At 59.8% G+C, this 17,393-nt stretch carries 15 protein-coding genes and 1 tRNA gene; 6 read left to right on the forward strand and 10 right to left on the reverse strand.

All coding sequences use genetic code 11. The features are described 5' to 3' along the window. Positions 1–161: 161 nt before the first annotated feature. The 9 genes from ACYQ1A_RS17360 to rplU all read right to left on the reverse strand — a co-directional run bounded on the left by ACYQ1A_RS17360 (position 162) and on the right by rplU (position 9,819). Positions 162–1,643 carry a THUMP domain-containing class I SAM-dependent RNA methyltransferase gene (locus ACYQ1A_RS17360; protein ID WP_499363925.1) on the reverse strand — a complete coding sequence of 494 codons (1,482 nt, stop codon included), beginning with the start codon at positions 1,641–1,643 and terminating at the stop codon, positions 162–164. 30 nt (positions 1,644–1,673) lie between these two features. Continuing rightward, positions 1,674–2,018: an MmcQ/YjbR family DNA-binding protein gene (locus ACYQ1A_RS17365; protein WP_499363927.1), complete on the reverse strand. Its 345-nt coding sequence runs from the start codon at positions 2,016–2,018 to the stop codon at positions 1,674–1,676. 67 nt (positions 2,019–2,085) lie between these two features. Further along, the gene (locus tag ACYQ1A_RS17370; RefSeq protein ID WP_499363929.1) at positions 2,086–4,893 is read right to left on the reverse strand and encodes an AAA family ATPase; all 2,808 of its coding nucleotides are present in this window, start codon (positions 4,891–4,893) and stop codon (positions 2,086–2,088) included. Then, positions 4,894–5,577: a hypothetical protein gene (locus tag ACYQ1A_RS17375; protein ID WP_499363931.1), complete on the reverse strand. Its 684-nt coding sequence runs from the start codon at positions 5,575–5,577 to the stop codon at positions 4,894–4,896. It lies immediately after the preceding gene. A gap of 13 nt (positions 5,578–5,590) precedes the next feature. After that, on the reverse strand, positions 5,591–6,847 hold the full coding sequence (locus ACYQ1A_RS17380; RefSeq protein WP_499363932.1) for a hypothetical protein: 1,257 nt from the start codon (positions 6,845–6,847) through the stop codon (positions 5,591–5,593). A gap of 33 nt (positions 6,848–6,880) precedes the next feature. Then, positions 6,881–7,783, reverse strand: coding sequence for a beta-1,6-N-acetylglucosaminyltransferase (locus ACYQ1A_RS17385; RefSeq protein WP_499363933.1), 903 nt, complete (start codon positions 7,781–7,783; stop codon positions 6,881–6,883). Beyond that, the gene (gene obgE, locus ACYQ1A_RS17390) at positions 7,767–8,951 is read right to left on the reverse strand and encodes a GTPase ObgE (protein ID WP_499363934.1); all 1,185 of its coding nucleotides are present in this window, start codon (positions 8,949–8,951) and stop codon (positions 7,767–7,769) included. The genes ACYQ1A_RS17385 and obgE overlap by 17 nt, the downstream gene beginning before the upstream one ends. A 256-nt stretch (positions 8,952–9,207) precedes the next feature. Then, positions 9,208–9,486 (reverse strand): 50S ribosomal protein L27, encoded by a 279-nt coding sequence (rpmA, locus tag ACYQ1A_RS17395; RefSeq protein ID WP_053939289.1) that lies wholly within the window; start codon positions 9,484–9,486, stop codon positions 9,208–9,210. Positions 9,487–9,507: 21 nt separating this feature from the next. Further along, positions 9,508–9,819 carry a 50S ribosomal protein L21 gene (gene rplU, locus ACYQ1A_RS17400; RefSeq protein ID WP_053939290.1) on the reverse strand — a complete coding sequence of 104 codons (312 nt, stop codon included), beginning with the start codon at positions 9,817–9,819 and terminating at the stop codon, positions 9,508–9,510. Between the two features lie 407 nt (positions 9,820–10,226). Between rplU and ispB the strand changes: the two genes are divergently transcribed. The 3 genes from ispB (at position 10,227) to ACYQ1A_RS17415 (ending at position 12,174) form a co-directional block, all read left to right on the forward strand. Next, positions 10,227–11,189 carry an octaprenyl diphosphate synthase gene (ispB, locus tag ACYQ1A_RS17405; protein WP_499363937.1) on the forward strand — a complete coding sequence of 321 codons (963 nt, stop codon included), beginning with the start codon at positions 10,227–10,229 and terminating at the stop codon, positions 11,187–11,189. A 67-nt stretch (positions 11,190–11,256) separates the two neighbouring features. After that, a tRNA-Pro gene (locus ACYQ1A_RS17410) sits at positions 11,257–11,333 on the forward strand. A gap of 193 nt (positions 11,334–11,526) precedes the next feature. Further along, complete coding sequence (locus ACYQ1A_RS17415; protein ID WP_499363938.1) at positions 11,527–12,174, forward strand: LysE family translocator; 648 nt, start codon at positions 11,527–11,529, stop codon at positions 12,172–12,174. On the opposite strand, the gene ACYQ1A_RS17420 is transcribed toward ACYQ1A_RS17415, so the two are convergent. After that, positions 12,175–13,005 (reverse strand): helix-turn-helix domain-containing protein, encoded by an 831-nt coding sequence (locus ACYQ1A_RS17420; RefSeq protein ID WP_499363940.1) that lies wholly within the window; start codon positions 13,003–13,005, stop codon positions 12,175–12,177. Between the two features lie 192 nt (positions 13,006–13,197). On the opposite strand from ACYQ1A_RS17420, the gene leuS reads away from it, so the two are divergent. The 3 genes from leuS to holA are packed head-to-tail and all read left to right on the forward strand — an operon-like array spanning position 13,198 to position 17,390. Next, positions 13,198–15,810 (forward strand): leucine--tRNA ligase, encoded by a 2,613-nt coding sequence (gene leuS / locus ACYQ1A_RS17425; RefSeq protein WP_499363941.1) that lies wholly within the window; start codon positions 13,198–13,200, stop codon positions 15,808–15,810. 34 nt (positions 15,811–15,844) lie between these two features. Beyond that, on the forward strand, positions 15,845–16,363 hold the full coding sequence (locus ACYQ1A_RS17430) for an LPS-assembly lipoprotein LptE (protein ID WP_499363943.1): 519 nt from the start codon (positions 15,845–15,847) through the stop codon (positions 16,361–16,363). After that, positions 16,353–17,390, forward strand: coding sequence for a DNA polymerase III subunit delta (gene holA / locus ACYQ1A_RS17435; RefSeq protein ID WP_062222479.1), 1,038 nt, complete (start codon positions 16,353–16,355; stop codon positions 17,388–17,390). The genes ACYQ1A_RS17430 and holA overlap by 11 nt, the downstream gene beginning before the upstream one ends. The last annotated feature ends 3 nt before the right edge of the window (positions 17,391–17,393 follow it).

Here is a 17,393-nt window from a genome sequence, read left to right on the forward strand (position 1 = left end):
TCCTGATCCGCCAGCAATTCTTTGTTAAATATTTTTGAATTGGTGTTGGCAGACAATTTCTGGCGCCTCGACCAGATGGTTAAAACAGTCGTATAAAGCGTGGGCAAATCGCTCAAAAAACAAAAAACCGCTCACAGAGCGGCTTTTTTTACATAAAACGTTTAGCGATTTGATCCGGCCACCAGCCTGAACTCATAAAAACGGCAATCCAGCGCGCCGTTATAGATAGGAAGCCGGCGCGACGGCGTCAGGCGGATCAGCTTGGGCAGGCGCAGATCGCCGGTGAGCAACCAGGCACGCCAGCCACTGAATTGCTGCTTGAGAACATTGCCCAGCTCCGGATAAAACTCAGCCAGCGCATCCAGTTCTTCCAGACGCACGCCATACGGCGGGTTGGCGATCAGCACACCTTCGGCTGCGGGTGCTTGTTCGGTATCACGCAGGTCGCCTTGCTGCACGTCCACCAGATGATCCAGCCCGGCTGCGATCAGATTATGGCGCGCGCTTTCAACTGCAACGGCATCACGATCACGCCCGGTGATTGGTGCGCTCAATGCTTCACGCGCCGCGCCACGCGCCTGCTCACGATAGCCATCCCATTTTTGCGCATCGAAGCCCGACAGACCTTCAAAGCCAAAGCGCCGCAAACGCCCTGGCGCCAGGCCCAAAGCAATCTGGGCCGCCTCAATCAAGAAGGTGCCGCTGCCGCACATGGGGTCATGCAGTGCTTCGTGGCCATTCCAGCCCGACAGCAGCAACAAGCCCGCCGCCAGGTTTTCGCGCAGCGGCGCATCCACGCTTTCCTGGCGATAGCCGCGCTTGAACAGCGATTCACCCGAGGTATCTATATAGAGCGTTGCCAGGCGATCAGTCATAAAGATATGAATACGCACATCGGGCGCATGCGTATCTACGCTGGGGCGCTCGCCACATGCGTCACGGAAGATATCGCAAACCGCGTCCTTCACTTTCAACGCGATAAAGTCCAGGCTGCGCAGATTGCTACGTTGTGCCGTTACCGAGACCTTGATGGTGCGCTCCACATTAAACAGCGCCGGCCAATCAGTACGCGTACCCAGACGATATAGATCAGCCTCGCTGCGATAGGCGCGTTCGTCCAGGCGCAACAAGATGCGGCTGGCGATACGGGAATGCAGGTTGGCCAGGTACATCAGATCGATCAGGCCGCGGAAACCCACGCCGCCTTCTTTAACATCGATATCCTGCGCGCCCAGCTCAGCCAGTTCATCGGCCAGTAGTTGCTCCAGGCCGCGTGGGCATGGTGCGTAGTATTGCTGGATAGCGGTCCAGTCAAACTGGTTGGGGCGCAATTTATTCGATGCGGCTACCACGCCGCCGCTGCCGGTGCCTCGGCTCGATACCGCGGCGGGTCGGCGGCCGGTATGCGAAAACCCGTCGCGACTATCCCGGCCGCGACCGCCCCGGTCATCCGCTTTCCGCTCGCCAAACACACGCGGGGCGCGCTCGCCCTCGGCGTCCGCACGCTTGCCGCCGCTGGCCGCTGCGCCCGTCTTACGCGCATGGTCGGCTTGCTGCGCACCGGGCCGTGCCGGTTTACGCGACGGCGCATCGGCAGTCGGCGCCAGGCGCGGTGGCAGTTTGAGGGTTTTCTTTTCAGTCATGATGTGCAAATCCAGTACGCCGCAGCCAGGCTACGGCAGGGTACGTCTAAGGGCGGCAGGCAATTTGCGCCGCACCAGAAAACAAGAATGCTGGATCAGTTCTGCCAGCAAATCGTCGGGGATGGCAGCGGGCGTATCCAGCGCAATCCAGTAATAGCGCCCCAGGTAAGGCGCGGGCCGCACGCCGGGACGATCGGTTAATTCGAGAAAACGCTCAGGCTCGACCTTGAAGCAGACCGCGCCGCTGTTAAGCCCGCAAATAGCGAACATTTTGCCGCCGATACTGTAGACCTCATTGGTCTGCCATTTGATATCGGTGGTGGCTCCCGGTTGCGCCGCGCAAAACGCGCGAAACTGATCGGCCGTCATCGCCATGCACGGTACTCCTTCCCCACGTTGATGGCTGCAGGATAGCAAGCTTCAGCAGGGCCATCGCCCAGGATCAGACCGCCACCTTGGCGCGGCGCCGCGTTTGTGCGATCGCCGGTGCCCAGATTTCGCCAGCCTGCTTCTTGCGCGTGGTCAACGTCAGGTCGCTGGGGCCGTAGACGTTGGTGTTATGCGTCAGCGGCGTAGTGATCAGATATTGCGCCTGCGTGGCTTTCAAGAAACCGCCCACCCGATCAATGTTAAAGATATCCAGATGCGCAAACGGCTCATCAATAAAGACAAAGCCGGATGGATTAGCATCGTCCATCATCAGGCTGATCAGCATGATCAGCGACTTCATCACCTGCTGGCCACCCGAAGCCTCGCCGTCGTTCAGGCCCATCATGCCTTTCTGGTCAAAGTTGAAGCGCACGGTCAGCCCCGCTTGCGCCAACACGGTGTCGTCGTTTTCCAGTTGCGGCAGATCAGTTTCGACATCAATGCCGGACAACTCACCCAGCCGCTTCAGATTGCGACCATATGTGCGAACGGTTGCTTTCAGCTTGTTGATATAAGCGGCGCGCGCTTCGTCGGTCAGTTGCGCGGTGCGTTCGACTTCATTGCGATGTAATTGCGTGTCGCGTTCGAGCGCGTGGTAGTCCTCGCCCAGTTTGTCACGTCGCACCAGCACGGTCTGATCGGTTTCCCAATCGGCTTGCGCCAGCCGTTCGCGTTCACGCTCGATCATATGGCGCGCCTCGCTCAGGCCGCCGTACTTGTCTTTGTATGCACGCAGACTGGCGCTGCTGCGCATTTCCGGCGGCATGCCGGCTTTGGCGTTGCGCAGATCACGGATACGGCGGCTTTGCTCATCGCGTTGGCGCGAAAGCTGGTTCAGCTCGTCATTAACGTGGGCGTTAAGGCGGTCGCGGCGGTCTTTCAGTTTCTCGAATTGCACGCGGCCGTCTTCACGGATCTTGCGCGCTTCGTCCCAGCTGGCTTGCGCCGCGGCCACCGCCGCGCCGGCTTCTTGCGCCCGCCGTTGTTCTTCGGGCCATCGTTCGGCGACGGCGGCAAATTCGTCCTGGCGTGCGGCCAGTTGCACCACGGCCTGCATGCCCATCAGCGACTGCTGCAAGGCCGAAGCGTCGCGCTCCAGTTCAACCAGCAGTGCTTCGCCCTTGAGCAACTGTTCGTTCAGGTCACGCAGCCGGCGTGCCGATTCTTGCAGGCGTGAGACGCGCGCCGCCTCGCCAAAGGCATATTCGCCCGGGCGCGCCGAAATATCGCGCGCGCCGCGCCGTTCTTTATGAAAGCCATCCCGCGTAATCCATTCGCCATCCAGATATTGCCCATCGGCAACCGATTTGGCGCGCTGGGTTCGATTGAGCAAGCTCACCAGCCAGGCAGGCGCGTCGGCTTTGAAATCGACGATTTCAAGAATCGAATTGCTGTTGGCGCGGCCCACCTTCTCGCGATCCGGCACGATGAAATGGCGGTATTTAAGTTGCTGACCCAGCTCGTACGCGCGCTGCCTATCCTGCGGTTTGTCCAGCAGGATGATGTGGCGATACGGCGCCAGCAGCGCTTCCACCGCGTCTTGCCAGGTGTTGTCGCGCACTTCGACGATTTCGGTCAGCAATTGGTGGCGGATGCCTGCCTCGTCCAGCGCCGCACGCATCCGGTTTACAAACTCCGGATGCGGTGCCCGCCCCTGGTCGAGCGCCAATTTCATATCCGTCAGCTGTTGGCGTTCATCCTTTTGCGCGCGGAGCGTCTGCTTGAGCTGATTGGCATGCTCGCGCTTGAGGGCCAGTTGATCGGCCAATGCCACGCCATCGGCGCCGTTCTCCGCAGCGGCCAGCTGGCGCAGGCGTTCCGCCTCTTTCATGGTTTTTTCACTGTCGCGCGCCGCGTCACGCGCCGACTGGAACACGGCATATGCCGCCTCGTTTTCAACGCGGGCCGCTTCTTCGTGCGTCACCGCAATGGCTTGCGCCGATTCGCTGTGACGATAGTGCGCATCCAGTGCATCCAGCTCGTCTTGTTTCTGGCGCAATGATTTACGCGCACCGCGGAACTGATTGATATAGCCGCGCAGGCTTTCCCATTGCTCCACATACTTGAGCGCCGGAATGGCGTGCTGTTCCAGCGTTTCGATATCCCGCTGCAGGCCTTGCCATTCCAGATAGTTATTGCCGCGCAATTTGAGCCGCTCCACATCCAGGCCCAACTGGCTAAGCTGCTGCTCCATCTTGCCCAGTTCGCCTTCGGCTTCTTTCAGACGCAATTTGGCTTCGGCGTAATGGTCGAGCACCTGTTTGTCGCCAAACACCTGGAACACCAGTTCCAGCAGGGCCTTGGGCGAGTATTCGCACAGCTTGTCGGTATCGCCCTGCTCCAGCGCCAGCACTTCGGCAATTGCGGGCGTCAGACCGGCTTGCTCCAGCCGTCGCTTGTATTCATTAACGCCCAGCCATTGCAACGAGGATTCAGTCTGGGCATCCAGCGTGACGTCGCCTTCGGCAATTGCATACTGACGCACCCAGTCACCGCCCTGCTTTTTAATACGGCAAAACAAGGTGACGACTTCAGAGGTGGCCGGGAAAAACAGATAGGGAAACAATCCGCCGCCCTGGCGACGCGGGTTGGATACCACGCCGCGCAGCCAGGCATTGTTTTCGCGGTTATTGCGCACATAGCGTTTGTAATCGCGCCGGCCCGAGCATTTGAGCGCCAGCAATGTGCGCAGCGCATCCAGCAAAGTGGTTTTGCCGGAGCCATTGGGGCCAACGATGGTGACAATCTGGGCATCCAGCGGCACTTTGATGGCGCGCCAGAAATCCCAATGGATCATTTCGAGTTCACGAATCTGGAACATTTACAGGTCTTCTCCAGATGCGGAGGCATCAACAGTAGCAACATCGAGCGCCAGTTGCGTGCCCGACAGATTAAGCACTTCGGCCATGGCGCCTTCGATAATGCGCGGAGCCAGTTTTGCGTAGTCGATCATCAGATCAAGCATCGGGCCTTCGTGGATCATCTTGTTGCGGCGGACCACAAAACCGAGCTTGGCCAGTTGGCCCAGATTCATCGAAAAGCGTGATTTGCCGCCCAGTTTTTTGCCAAAGTCGGCGTAGATGGCGTCTTCCGGCACGCCCAACGCCACTTCTTCGCCGCGCGCGATGGGCTTCTCGGCCCCAAACAGATCGGTCTGGCCGCCATTCTGGCTGGCGCGCGCAATCTGGCGTTCGCGCTTGGGCAGTATGATCAGCGCCCACACAATCACCAGCAAAGCGATCGCATCGCGTGGCAGGCCCATATTGTTGGATAGCCAGTTATCGCCCTCACCAAATACCCAGTCTTCCATTTCGGGTTTAAGGCCGATGGCGATGTGCTCGGCGTACGGGTTCTCCAGCAATTGCATGCCGCAATCGTCCAGCCGCCGGTCGAGCATGTCGCGAAACACTTCGTCGATCAGCGCGCGACGCGCCAGCGGGTCTTTGCGCGGAATAAAACGATGGGCGAACAGGCGCGCCAGCAGAATATTTAAAGCTTGATCCATAACGGGTACCTGGTCAGAGCGGCTTAAGCCGGCCACGCGTGAGCGCAGCCACTTCGGGGTGATCAATCAGGTCGACAACATCATCGGTCTCAAACGCCAGCGGCAGCTTGACCAGGTCGGCGACGATGCTTTGCTCCAGCGCGGCTTCGCGGTCACCCAACAGCGACAACAGCGACAAGCGATAGGCCGTTTCGGCATAGGTATCGGCCAGCACGGCCTCGGTCAGCGGCGTTTCCAGCTTGATGTTTTGCAGCAGCTCAAACAGTTCTTCGGCATGCCACAGGCGCTCGGCTTCAGCGGCGGTGACATTGGGTGATTCTTCCGAAGTGGGCAGCTCGCTGACGATCTCCTCAACGCGTTCGCGCTCAAGGATTTCAAATTCGGTTACGTCCAGCAGCAAGTCCGAAACCGCAAATGCAGGCTCGGGATGAAAACTGAGCAGATCGCGGCCCAGATCGGCCAGCTGTTCTTGCGAGCGGCCACGCAACCAGTCCGACACATTGGTCGAGGTCAGCCCGGACTGGCCCAGATGCACGCGCTGTGCCGCCAGTTCGGCCAGGCGGCGCTGGAATACGCCGGTCATATTGAGCATGCGGCCTTGCGACAGCGCGATCGCTTGTGCAATTTGCTGCACGCGGCGCTCGCCCGATTCGTCTTCGAGCACGGCGCGGACCACTTCGGTGCCCTTTTCCACCCACTTCCACACGCTATCGAGCTTGGCGCGCGCGCTGCGGATCTGGTGCTCGGATTGCGATTCGAGCGCTTGCTCAAAGTCGCCATGCAATTCGGTCAGGCGTGCTTGCAAATGCTGCAGCGATTCGGTCGAGATATTGCCCACGGCCTGGCCTGCAGCCACTTGCGCGGTCAGATAACCGAGCTCGGCATCGCCATCGGCAAATTGCGTCAGCGTGGCCACGGCAGCCAAGGCCACGCGGCCCGGTTCGGACAGGCCGTACAGGCCTTCATCGCTATCCCACACCAGCAAACCGTTATCGCGCAGCCGCTTTAACACGGTGTCGCGTTTGATGGCGTTGATATAACTGAAATGGCTTTCCAGCTCTTGCGGGCTCCAGCGTGGTGCTTCGGCGCGCGAGCCAATCTCACGCAGGATCAGCAGCCGCACCATGACTTCGTCTTCGCCACCGCGAAACAGCGTGATCAACGCATCCAGATACGGACGCGCGCGCAGCAGCCCGGCCAGCGGACCGAGGTCAGCCGGGTCAACGCCGGGCTGAAAAAAATCAGCAAAGGGGGAATCTGGATTCAACATGCAACCGCGAGGTAAAACGAGGAAAGCGGCATTCTACGACGGCTGGCGGTCTGGCGTCGCATTGCGGGCGGCATCCAGCGCTTGATCAAGTGCCGCCGTCACGCGGCCATCGGGGGCAAACTTGCGTGCAATCAAGGCGCGGCTGGCAAGCAGTTCGGGCACATCGACGTCTTGCCAGGTATAGGGCGACCATGCGCCGTCTTGCCAACGAATCAGCCGCAGATTATTGCGCAGCACGCGCGGCGCAAACGAGGTCTGCATCAGCACGCTCTGAAAAAACATTTCGTCCGGCACGGCGGTGCGGGCAAAAAAGCGCAGTACTTCGGGATGTTGTTCGCAAAACGCCAGGATGGCGCGGCAAGCCGGGGCCGACAGCGTCCACCATTGCGAGCCCGCAAAAATCTGCGGCACGGCCACCGGCGGATAGCGCCGCCACCCCAATCGTTGCACCGCGCGCTGCAGCTTTTGCCACAGCTTGCCGATCGGCTTGCCGTGCCAGCTTTGTGGATGCCAGGTTTGCCAGCGATAGCGCACGTCAAACTGTGCTTCGGTGCGGATATCGATAAAGCCATCGGTGGTTTGCGCGGCGAGGAAACGGGCGATGTCTGGGTGTGTCTTTAGCGGATAATCCGCGCCAGACAATAAAGTCGCCCAGGCGCAGCCATCAGCCAGCGCGGCGCGCATTAAATCGAGGGTGGCAGAAACCAGAGAGAAACCGCCCCAGTAGCAGGGACGGCGGGCGATGAACTGAACGTCCATGCCAGCAGGCACGGCGGCCTGCATCGCGGCAAAAGTCTGGGCCGAAGCACGCGCATCCACATGCACGTAGCAACGGCCACCCGCCAGCCGCTTGAGCAAGCGGCCCAGTTGCTGCGGGTGGTCATGCGCAAGAATCAGCCACGCCAGGCGTGGCACTTGCTCAGTTATCGTCGCCATCCACGTGGGCCAGCGCGCGGGCACATTCTTCCGGCGTCAGACCTTCGCAAATATTGTGCGGCGCGATTTCAGGGATGGGCACCACGTTGGCGCGCGCGGCCTCTTTCTTCAATTCGCGCACGGCATCCAGGTAATCCATGATGGCCCAGGTCAGTTCGCGCGTACCGTCGCCCGTCAGACCGGAGATGGTAAACAAACGCGGACGCGCCGGATCGAACACGGCGTATTCGTCTTGCGGGGTTTGATCCCAGCCATAGGCATCAAGGAAGGCTTTGACGCGCGCGTCGCGCTCTTCTTCCGGAATCATGTCCAGCTTGTTCAGCACCAGCCAACGCGGCTTGTTGTACAGGCTCTCGTCGTATTTGCGCAGTTCTTCGACGATGGCTTTGGCTTCGGCCACCGGATCGGTTTCTTCGTTGAACGGTGCCAGATCAACCAGATGCAGCAATACACCGGTGCGTTGCAAATGCTTGAGGAAGCGATGACCCAGGCCCGCGCCATCGGCCGCGCCTTCGATCAGACCGGGGATATCGGCCACCACAAAGCTGCGGTTGTCATCAATACGCACCACGCCCAGATTGGGGTGCAGCGTGGTAAACGGATAATCCGCTACTTTGGGGCGTGCAGCCGATACAGCACGGATAAAGGTGGATTTGCCGGCGTTAGGCATGCCCAGCAGGCCCACATCAGCGAGCACTTTCAGCTCAAGCTTGATGGTGCGGGTTTCGCCCGGCTCGCCCGGCGTGGTTTGACGCGGTGCGCGGTTGATCGAGGATTTGAAATGGATATTGCCCCAGCCGCCCTTGCCGCCCTTGGCAATCACGACGCGTTGGCCGTCATGGGTCAAGTCAGCCAGTACTTCGTCGGTTTCGGCATCCATGATGACGGTGCCGACCGGCATGCGCAGTTCGACTTCGTCGCCGGCCTTGCCGTAGCAATCGGCGCCGCGGCCCGATTCACCATCTTGTGCCTTGTAGCGTTTGACAAAGCGATAGTCGACGAGGGTGTTGATGTCTTCATCCGCCACCGCCCACACGCTGCCGCCGCGACCACCATCACCGCCATCCGGACCACCGCGCGGGATGAATTTTTCGCGGCGCATACTGGCCGACCCCTTACCGCCCTTGCCGGCGATCACTTCAATTCTGGCTTCGTCAATAAATTTCATTTTGGGACTCTTGTGTGAGCGTATGGGCAAGGTGCGCGCAGTAAGACACCACACCCGTCGCGTTATGTGCGACAGGCGCCCTGGTCGTAGCGGATCAATATACGGGCGTTGCCCGCGGCTTAACTCGGTAAAGATAGAGCCATATTGATCAAGAGCAAGAGGCAGCTTGTAACTACGCCTGCAAACTTGAGCCTCTTACAAAAGAAAAAAGCCCTATCAGACGATAGGGCTTTCAAGCTGCGAGATCGCTAAAGCCTCAGGCTTGAGCTTCTTCGCCCACGTACGGGGTTACGATCACGGTGCGACGCTTTTGCGCGCCCTTGATCGCAAATTGCACGTAACCATCAACCAGTGCGAACAGGGTATGGTCTTTGCCCATGCCGACGTTCTCGCCCGGATGAAATTCAGTACCGCGTTGGCGGATGATGATGGAACCAGCGTTGATCAGCTCACCGCCGTATACCTTCACGCCAAGACGCTTGGCCTGTGAGTCGCGACCGTTGCGCGAACTACCGCCTGCTTTTTTGTGTGCCATGGTGTTTTAGCTCCTGACAGATTACGCGTCGATCGAATCGATGCGGATTTCAGTGTAGTTCTGGCGATGGCCTGCGTGCTTCTGGTAGTGCTTACGGCGACGCATCTTGAAGATGCGAACCTTTTCGCCACGACCGTGGGAAACCACGGTTGCCTTGATGGAAGCGCCGGCGACCACAGGGGTCCCGATCGTCACTGCGTCACCGTTTGCCACCATCAATACTTCATTCAGTACGATCTGGCTGTCGATGTCTGCAGCAATCTGTTCTACTTTAAGTTTTTCGCCAATGACAACTTTGTACTGCTTGCCACCGGTTTTTACGACTGCATACATTTAACAAGCTCCAAAGAGTTTGCACCCAAAAAAACCATGTCACGAATGACATAGCCCTCCGCCCACGCGAAGGAATCGGCGAATATACGCAATCTTTCTTTCCCGGTCAATCACTTAGGCCAAATGGACGGTTGCAGCCACCCAGCCCGCCGCCGCATAGGGTGGGTCTGGACCCACCGACCAAAGTGATATGCCAATGACGCGCTACGTCGCCGACGGCTTGGTCAGCCGGGTCCTGGCCAACTCCATGCCCAGCGCCAGCCCCCGATGTTGCCCCCCGGCCAGCGCCAGACCAGGCCAACGTAAACCCGCCTTGCAAGCCGCCCGCCGCTTGAATCGTGTTAATATCCCGGCGGCTTTATCTCTCACCTTTTTTATCAGATACGCAAAGCGAGGCGCTCGTGGCAATGGAGTTTGTCAAATCGGTAGTCGACCAGAACATGAACCAGGTCGACGCCTTGATCCGCAAACAGCTCTATTCCGATGTAGTGCTGGTCCGCCAGGTCGCGGAATACATTGTGGCCTCGGGCGGCAAGCGTCTGCGCCCCATGCTGGTATTGCTGTCGGCCGAAGCGTTGGGCTATCAGGGCGAACATCACCGCACGCTCGCAGCCGTCATCGAATTTATCCACACCGCCACGCTGCTGCACGATGACGTCGTTGACGAATCCAGCCTGCGCCGTGGCCGGGAAACCGCCAACGCCCTGTTCGGTAATGCCGCCAGCGTATTGGTGGGTGACTTTGTCTATACCCGCTCGTTCCAGATGATGGTGTCGGTGGGTTCGATGCGCGTGATGGAAGTGCTGGCCGAGGCCACCAACATCATCGCGGAAGGCGAAGTACTGCAACTGATGAACATCGGCAACGTCGAGATCAACGAAGCCGACTATCTGCACGTGATCCGCTACAAGACCGCCAAGCTGTTTGAAGCAGGCACCCGTCTGGGCGCGATTCTGGCCGGGGCCGATGCGGATACCGAAGCCGCCTTTGCCCGCTACGGCATGCATCTGGGCACCGCCTTCCAGATTATTGATGACGTACTCGATTATTCCGGTCAGACCGATGCGATCGGCAAAAACCTGGGCGACGATCTGGCCGAAGGCAAGCCCACGCTGCCGCTGATCTACGTGATGCAACACGGCGCGCCCGAACATGCCCAGGCGGTGCGCGAAGCACTGACCGAGGCCAGTCGCGATCGCTTTGATGACGTTACACGTGCCATTGCCGCCAGCGGCGCGCTGGAATATGCGCGCAAGGTTGCGGCCGAAGAAGCCGCTCGCGCCAAGGCAGAACTGGCCCATGTGCCCGACAACCCGGCACGCCAGGCGATGCTGCTGCTGGCCGATATCGCAATTTCCCGAAACAGTTGACAGCTTGAAAGCCCGGCTGTAATAATCCGGGCTCTTCGCGATTGAGGCAGGTTTGATCGCAGAAATTCGGGGTGTAGCTTAGCCTGGTAGAGCGCTACGTTCGGGACGTAGAGGCCGGAGGTTCGAATCCTCTCACCCCGACCAGAATTTGCTGTTACGCATTGCGTGCCAGCCACAAAAAGCCGTCCAGCTCGCTGGATGGCTTTTTTGTTTTCAGCGCCGCCTGCGGGCCAGGTGGCACCTGGCCGCCCCGCTCGCAGCGCAATTTCTTCCAATACACGTACCGGCCACTGCGCCAGGATCGTGGCTTCTTTCTTCCGCTGCTGAAATCGCAACCATGAGCACCGCATCCAACGGCTTTCTGCTGTCCCTGTCTTTATGCCTCGACATCGGCGTGGTCAATATCGCCATGATGACCGCCGCCATGCAGCACAATTTCTGGCGCGGTTTCTGGTTGGGGATGGGTTCGTGCATCGGCGACCTGATCTATGCCGTGCTGGCCCTCGCCGGGATGACGGCCTTGTTGCGTTTTCCGGCGGTGCGCTGGGCGATGTGGATAGGGGGCGGCATCGTGCTGGTGGTGCTGGCGATCAAGATGATCCGCGCCGCCCTGCAGACCGCGAACGACCTTGACCGCAGCGCCGCGCCTATCGAAGGCGGCTACGCGCAACAAGCCGTCAAGGGCATGCTGCTGGCCTTGTCTTCACCGTCGGCCATCGTCTGGTTTGCCGCCGTGGGGGGCGCCCTGATTGCGCAATCAGGCGTGCAAGGCTGGCAGGCCACCAGTATGTTTCTCGGCGGGTTTCTGGCGGCTGGCGTGGTCTGGACCATTTCGATCTGTCTGGTGGCGCGCCAGGGCGGCAAGCTGTTTGGCGCACGGGCCCTCACTTTCTGCTATTACGCGTCTGCCGCCTTGTTTGCCTTTTTTGCCTGGCAAGTGATTACTTCGGGCTACAGCAAATTCATTGTCGGCGGCGCACCCTGATCAGGCCCGCCGGGCGGCGTACGGCGCGCGGGCAAAGCGCAGCGGGCTGATGCCGGTCACTTTGCGGAAGGCATTGCTGAAATGACTCAGATCATAAAAGCCCAGACCCAGGGCTACATCCTGAATATGCCGACCACGGCGCAATTGCTGGCGCGCTTCCATCAAGCGTAATTGCATGTGATAGCTCAACGGCGGCATGCCCATCGCCGCCTTGAAGGTGCGGATCAGATGATGTTTGCTAACGCCGCCGCTGGCGGCCAGTTGCTCCAGGGCGATCGGTTGGTCCAGATGCGCGCGCATCAGCTCTAGCACGCGCAGCAGCATCCCGGTATCGAGCGGGTGGACCGCGCTAACCGCTTCCGCGCCGCCGTTGCCCAGCAGCGCCGCGCTCAGCGTAACCCATGCGGTATCCAGATCATGCTGCTGCGGATTTCTGGCCGCGCGATAGAGCTGCAGTATCGCCTGCCGCAACTGAGCATCTTCGAATACGCCTTGCGCAATTTCGGGCGCGATGGCGCGGCTACGCCAGCCGTTTTCGGCCACGGCCTGGGCCAGGCGCTGCGGCTCTATATATACAGACACAAAATCTGCGCCACCCGCCGCCGTATCAAAAATGGACGACTGCACGGCCTCCGGGTTGTAGATCGTCACCGAATGCGCCTGGGCCGTGAATTCGCGGCCATCCAGCCAGATCTGCTCGCAGCCCGCCAAATTGACGCCGATCACGTATTCGGCATGGGTATGACGCGGAAAGCTGGCTGCCGTCTGCGCTTGCAGTCGTGCCACTTCCATCCCGTCGATACGATACAACTCCGCCATTTCGATCATCATCGCGCCCCGGCTTGCCAGCTCGCTTTATAACATTGATCGCGCTGCAGCCTGGCCCACGCCGCCCTGCGTACAACGCCAGCACGCAGCAGCCTGCCGCCCTTCGGGGCGTTTTTTGCGGCCGTTACATCCCCTTTTGTCTCGCCGCCCCTTATAATTCCCGCCTTTGAATCGATTTTTTCCGGACCCAAGCCCATGCAAGAGCAATACAACCCGGCCGAAGTGGAAGCCGCTGCACAACGTGAGTGGGAACAACATCAAACTGACCGCTCGCTGGAAGACACCAGCAAGCCCAAGTATTACTGTCTGTCGATGTTTCCGTATCCGTCCGGCAAGCTGCACATGGGCCACGTGCGCAACTACACTATCGGCGATGTGCTGAGCCGCTATATGCGCATGAACGGGTACAACGTGCTGCAGCCGATGGGCTGGGATGCATTCGGTATGCCAGCCGAAAACGCCGCCATCAAGAATGGCGCGCCGCCTGCGGCCTGGACCTACGAAAACATCGATTACATGAAAAAACAGCTCAAGTCGTTGGGCCTCGCCATCGACTGGGAACGTGAAATCGCCACCTGCAAGCCGGACTACTACCGCTGGGAACAATGGCTGTTTACCCGCTTGTTCAAGAAGGGTGTGGTTTACAAAAAGACCGGCGTGGTCAACTGGGATCCGGTCGACAACACCGTGCTGGCCAACGAACAAGTTGAAAACGGCCGTGGCTGGCGTTCGGGCGCGTTGGTGGAAAAGCGCGAAATCCCGATGTATTACTTCCGCATCACCGATTACGCCGATCAATTGCTGCAAGATCTGGATCAACTGGATGGCTGGCCCGAGCAGGTCAAAACCATGCAGCGCAACTGGATCGGCAAGAGCTTTGGCGCTGAAGTCGCCTTTGATTACGACGTCGATAGCGTGGGTGAAGCGGGCCAGCTCAAGGTTTACACCACGCGTCCCGATACGCTGATGGGCGCCACCTACGTCGCCATCGCCGCCGAACACCCGCTGGCCACGCTGGCCGCGCAAAAAAATCCGGCACTCAACGACTTTATCGCGGAATGCAAATCCGGCTCGGTGGCAGAAGCCGATGTCGCCACCATGGAAAAGAAAGGCCAACCGACCGGCCAGTTTGTGGTGCATCCGCTCACCGGCGCCAAACTGCCGGTCTGGATTGCCAACTATGTACTGTGGGGCTACGGCGAAGGCGCGGTGATGGCCGTGCCGGCGCACGACGAACGCGACTTTGAATTCGCCAACAAATACACGCTGCCCATCGTTCAGGTCTACGCCGCCAAAGCGGGCGACCAGGCTTATGACAGCACGCAGTGGCAAGACTGGTACGGCAACAAGGACGACAGTCTGGTCACCATCAACAGCGGCAAATACGATGGCCTGAGCTATCAAGCGGCCTTCGATGCCGTGGTGGCTGATCTGGCCAATAACACGCACGGCACCAAGCGCACGCAATATCGTCTGCGCGACTGGGGTATCAGCCGTCAGCGTTACTGGGGTTGCCCGATCCCCATCGTGCATTGCGCCGATTGCGGTGATGTGCCGGTGCCGGAAGATCAACTGCCGGTGGTGCTGCCGGAAAACGTGGTGCCGGATGGCCGTGGCAATCCGCTGGCCAAAATGCCCGAATTCTACGAAACCACCTGCCCGACTTGCGGCAAACCAGCGCGTCGCGAAACCGACACCATGGATACTTTCGTCGAATCGTCGTGGTACTACGCCCGTTACACCTCGCCCGATGCGCAAACCGGCATGGTGGATGAGCGCGCTAAATACTGGCTGGATGTCGACCAGTACATCGGCGGCATCGAACACGCGATCCTGCATTTGCTGTACGCGCGCTTTTTCCACAAGCTGATGCGCGATGAAGGCCTGATCCACACCGATGAGCCGTTCCGTAACCTGCTGACGCAAGGCATGGTGGTGTGCGAGACCTTTTATCGCGAGCACGCCGACGGCAAAAAGGATTGGTACAACATTGTTGATCTGGATCTGGAACGCGACGCCAAAGGCCGTATCACCAGCGCCGTCGCCAAAGCCGATGGCTTGCCGGTCACGATAGGTGGCGTCGAAAAGATGTCCAAATCCAAAGGCAACGGCGTTGATCCACAAGCGCTGATCGAGAAATACGGTGCCGATACCGCGCGCCTGTTCATGATGTTTGCCGCGCCACCGGAGCAAAGCCTGGAATGGTCGGATGCCGGTGTGGAAGGCGCCAACCGTTTTCTGCGCCGTCTGTGGCGCATGGTGCACGAGCATGTTGCCCAAGGCAGCGTCGCCGCTTATGCCGGTGGCGAGCTGTCGGCCGAGCTCAAAGCACTGCGCTTTGCCCTGCACAGCACCATCCAGAAAGTCAGCGATGACTTTGGCCGCCGCAAGCAATTCAATACCGCGATCGCCGCTGTGATGGAATTGCTCAACACGCTGGCGAAAGCACCGGTGAGCGACGCTGCCGGTCGCGCCGTGGCGCAAGAAGTGCTGGAAACCGCGGTCAAGATTCTGGCCCCCATCGTGCCGCACGCCACCAATGCGCTGTGGGATGCCTTGCAGCCGGGCTCGCGTCTGGCCGAGCAAAGCTGGCCCAAGGCCGATGCCTCGGCGTTGGTGCAGGACGAAATCGATATGGTGGTGCAGGTGAACGGCAAGCTGCGTTCAACCATCCGCGTCAGCAAAGACGCCAGCAAAGAGTCGATCGAGGCGCTCGCGCTGGCCGATGAAAACGTGCAGCGTTTTGTCGAAGGCACACCGAAGAAAGTGATTGTGGTGCCGGGCCGTCTGGTCAATATCGTCGCCTGAACGGCGCCCCGCTTAATAGATAAAGGTTGAGGCAATGACCCTGACATTGCGCCGGATTACGGCGGTTGTGCTGCTTGTGCTGCTGTCGGCATGTGGTTTTCATTTGCGCGGCAAAGGCGATACCGCCGGCTTTGCCTACCCTTTGGTCTATGTGGAAGGCGGCGGCGGTTCGGCTGAGCAATTGCGCAGCTATCTGCCGCTGCTGGACGGGGTAAAGCTATCAAAAACGGCGGTGGAAAACGCGACGGCCAAGATCGTCATTACCGGTGAGAAGGTCGACAACATCGTGCTGACCATCAACAGCTCGGGCCAGGCCACTGAATATAAAGTGGCGCTGACCGTCGGCTTCAGTGCCTTCCGCCCCGATGCCACCGCGCTGATGACCGACCAGAAAGTAATGCTGTCGCGCAGCTATTCCTACGATCCGAATAACCCGATCGCCATGAACGGGGAATCGGACCGCCTGGTGCGCGATATGCAACAGGATGCCGTGCAGTTGATTTTGCGCCGTATCAACGCGGTCGCCGCGCGCGACAAAGCCAATGCGCAGTGAGGACCTGGCCCGCCATCTGAAAGGCGGGCTGTCGCCGCTGTATGTGCTGCACGGTGACGAGACATTTCTGACGCTCGAAGCCGCGCAGGCCTTGCGTGACGCCGCGCGCCAGCACGGCTATGCCGAACGCGAGGTCATGACGGTCGAAACCGGCTTCTCCTGGAGCCAGCTGGGCATGGTGGGCAACAGCTTCTCGCTGTTCTCTGAAAAGAAACTGCTGGAATTGCGCATTCCCACCGGCAAGCCTGGCGTCGAAGGCGCCAAAGCGCTGGAGGCCTTCGCTAACCGCTTGCCGCCCGATACCGTTAGCGTGGTGCAGTTGCCCAAACTCGATCGCACCGCTCAGAACGCCAAATGGTTTCAGGCGCTCAGCCAGCATGGCGAAGTAATCGAAGCCCGCCCGGTTGAACGCAATGCCTTGCCCGCGTGGATCAACGCGCGGCTTAGCCAGCAGCAACAAAGCCTGGACGCCGACGCGATGCGCTTTCTGGTGGATCGGGTCGAAGGCAATCTGTTTGCCGCACATCAAGAAGTGCAAAAACTGGGACTACTGCATCCGGCGGGCCCGCTGAATCTGGAACAAGTCCGCGCCGCCGTCGCCAACGTCGCCCGCTTTGATGTGTTTCAGCTCGGCGAAGCCTTGCTCGCTGGCGACGCCACCCGCTTTGTGCGCATGCTGCACGGCCTGCGCGCCGAAGGCGAAGCGCCGCATCTGGTGCTATGGGCGGTGGCCGAAGAAGTGCGCAGCCTGTGGCGACTGGCGCACGGCAAGGCGCACGGCCACAATATGGCGCAGCTGATGAAAGAAAACCGCGTGTGGGGCGCCAAACAAGGGCTGGTGGAACGCGCACTCGACCGCGTTGATGGCACACTGCTACGCGATGCCCTCGCCCACGCCGCCCGCATCGACCAGATGAACAAAGGCGTCGGCCAGGGCGATGCCTGGGACGAACTGCTGGCCATGTGCCTGCCGCTATTAAAAACCCCCAAACCCAACCGACCGGATTTGCCGCGCCGCGCCGCCTGACCT

This window comes from Silvimonas sp. JCM 19000 (assembly GCF_054652575.1).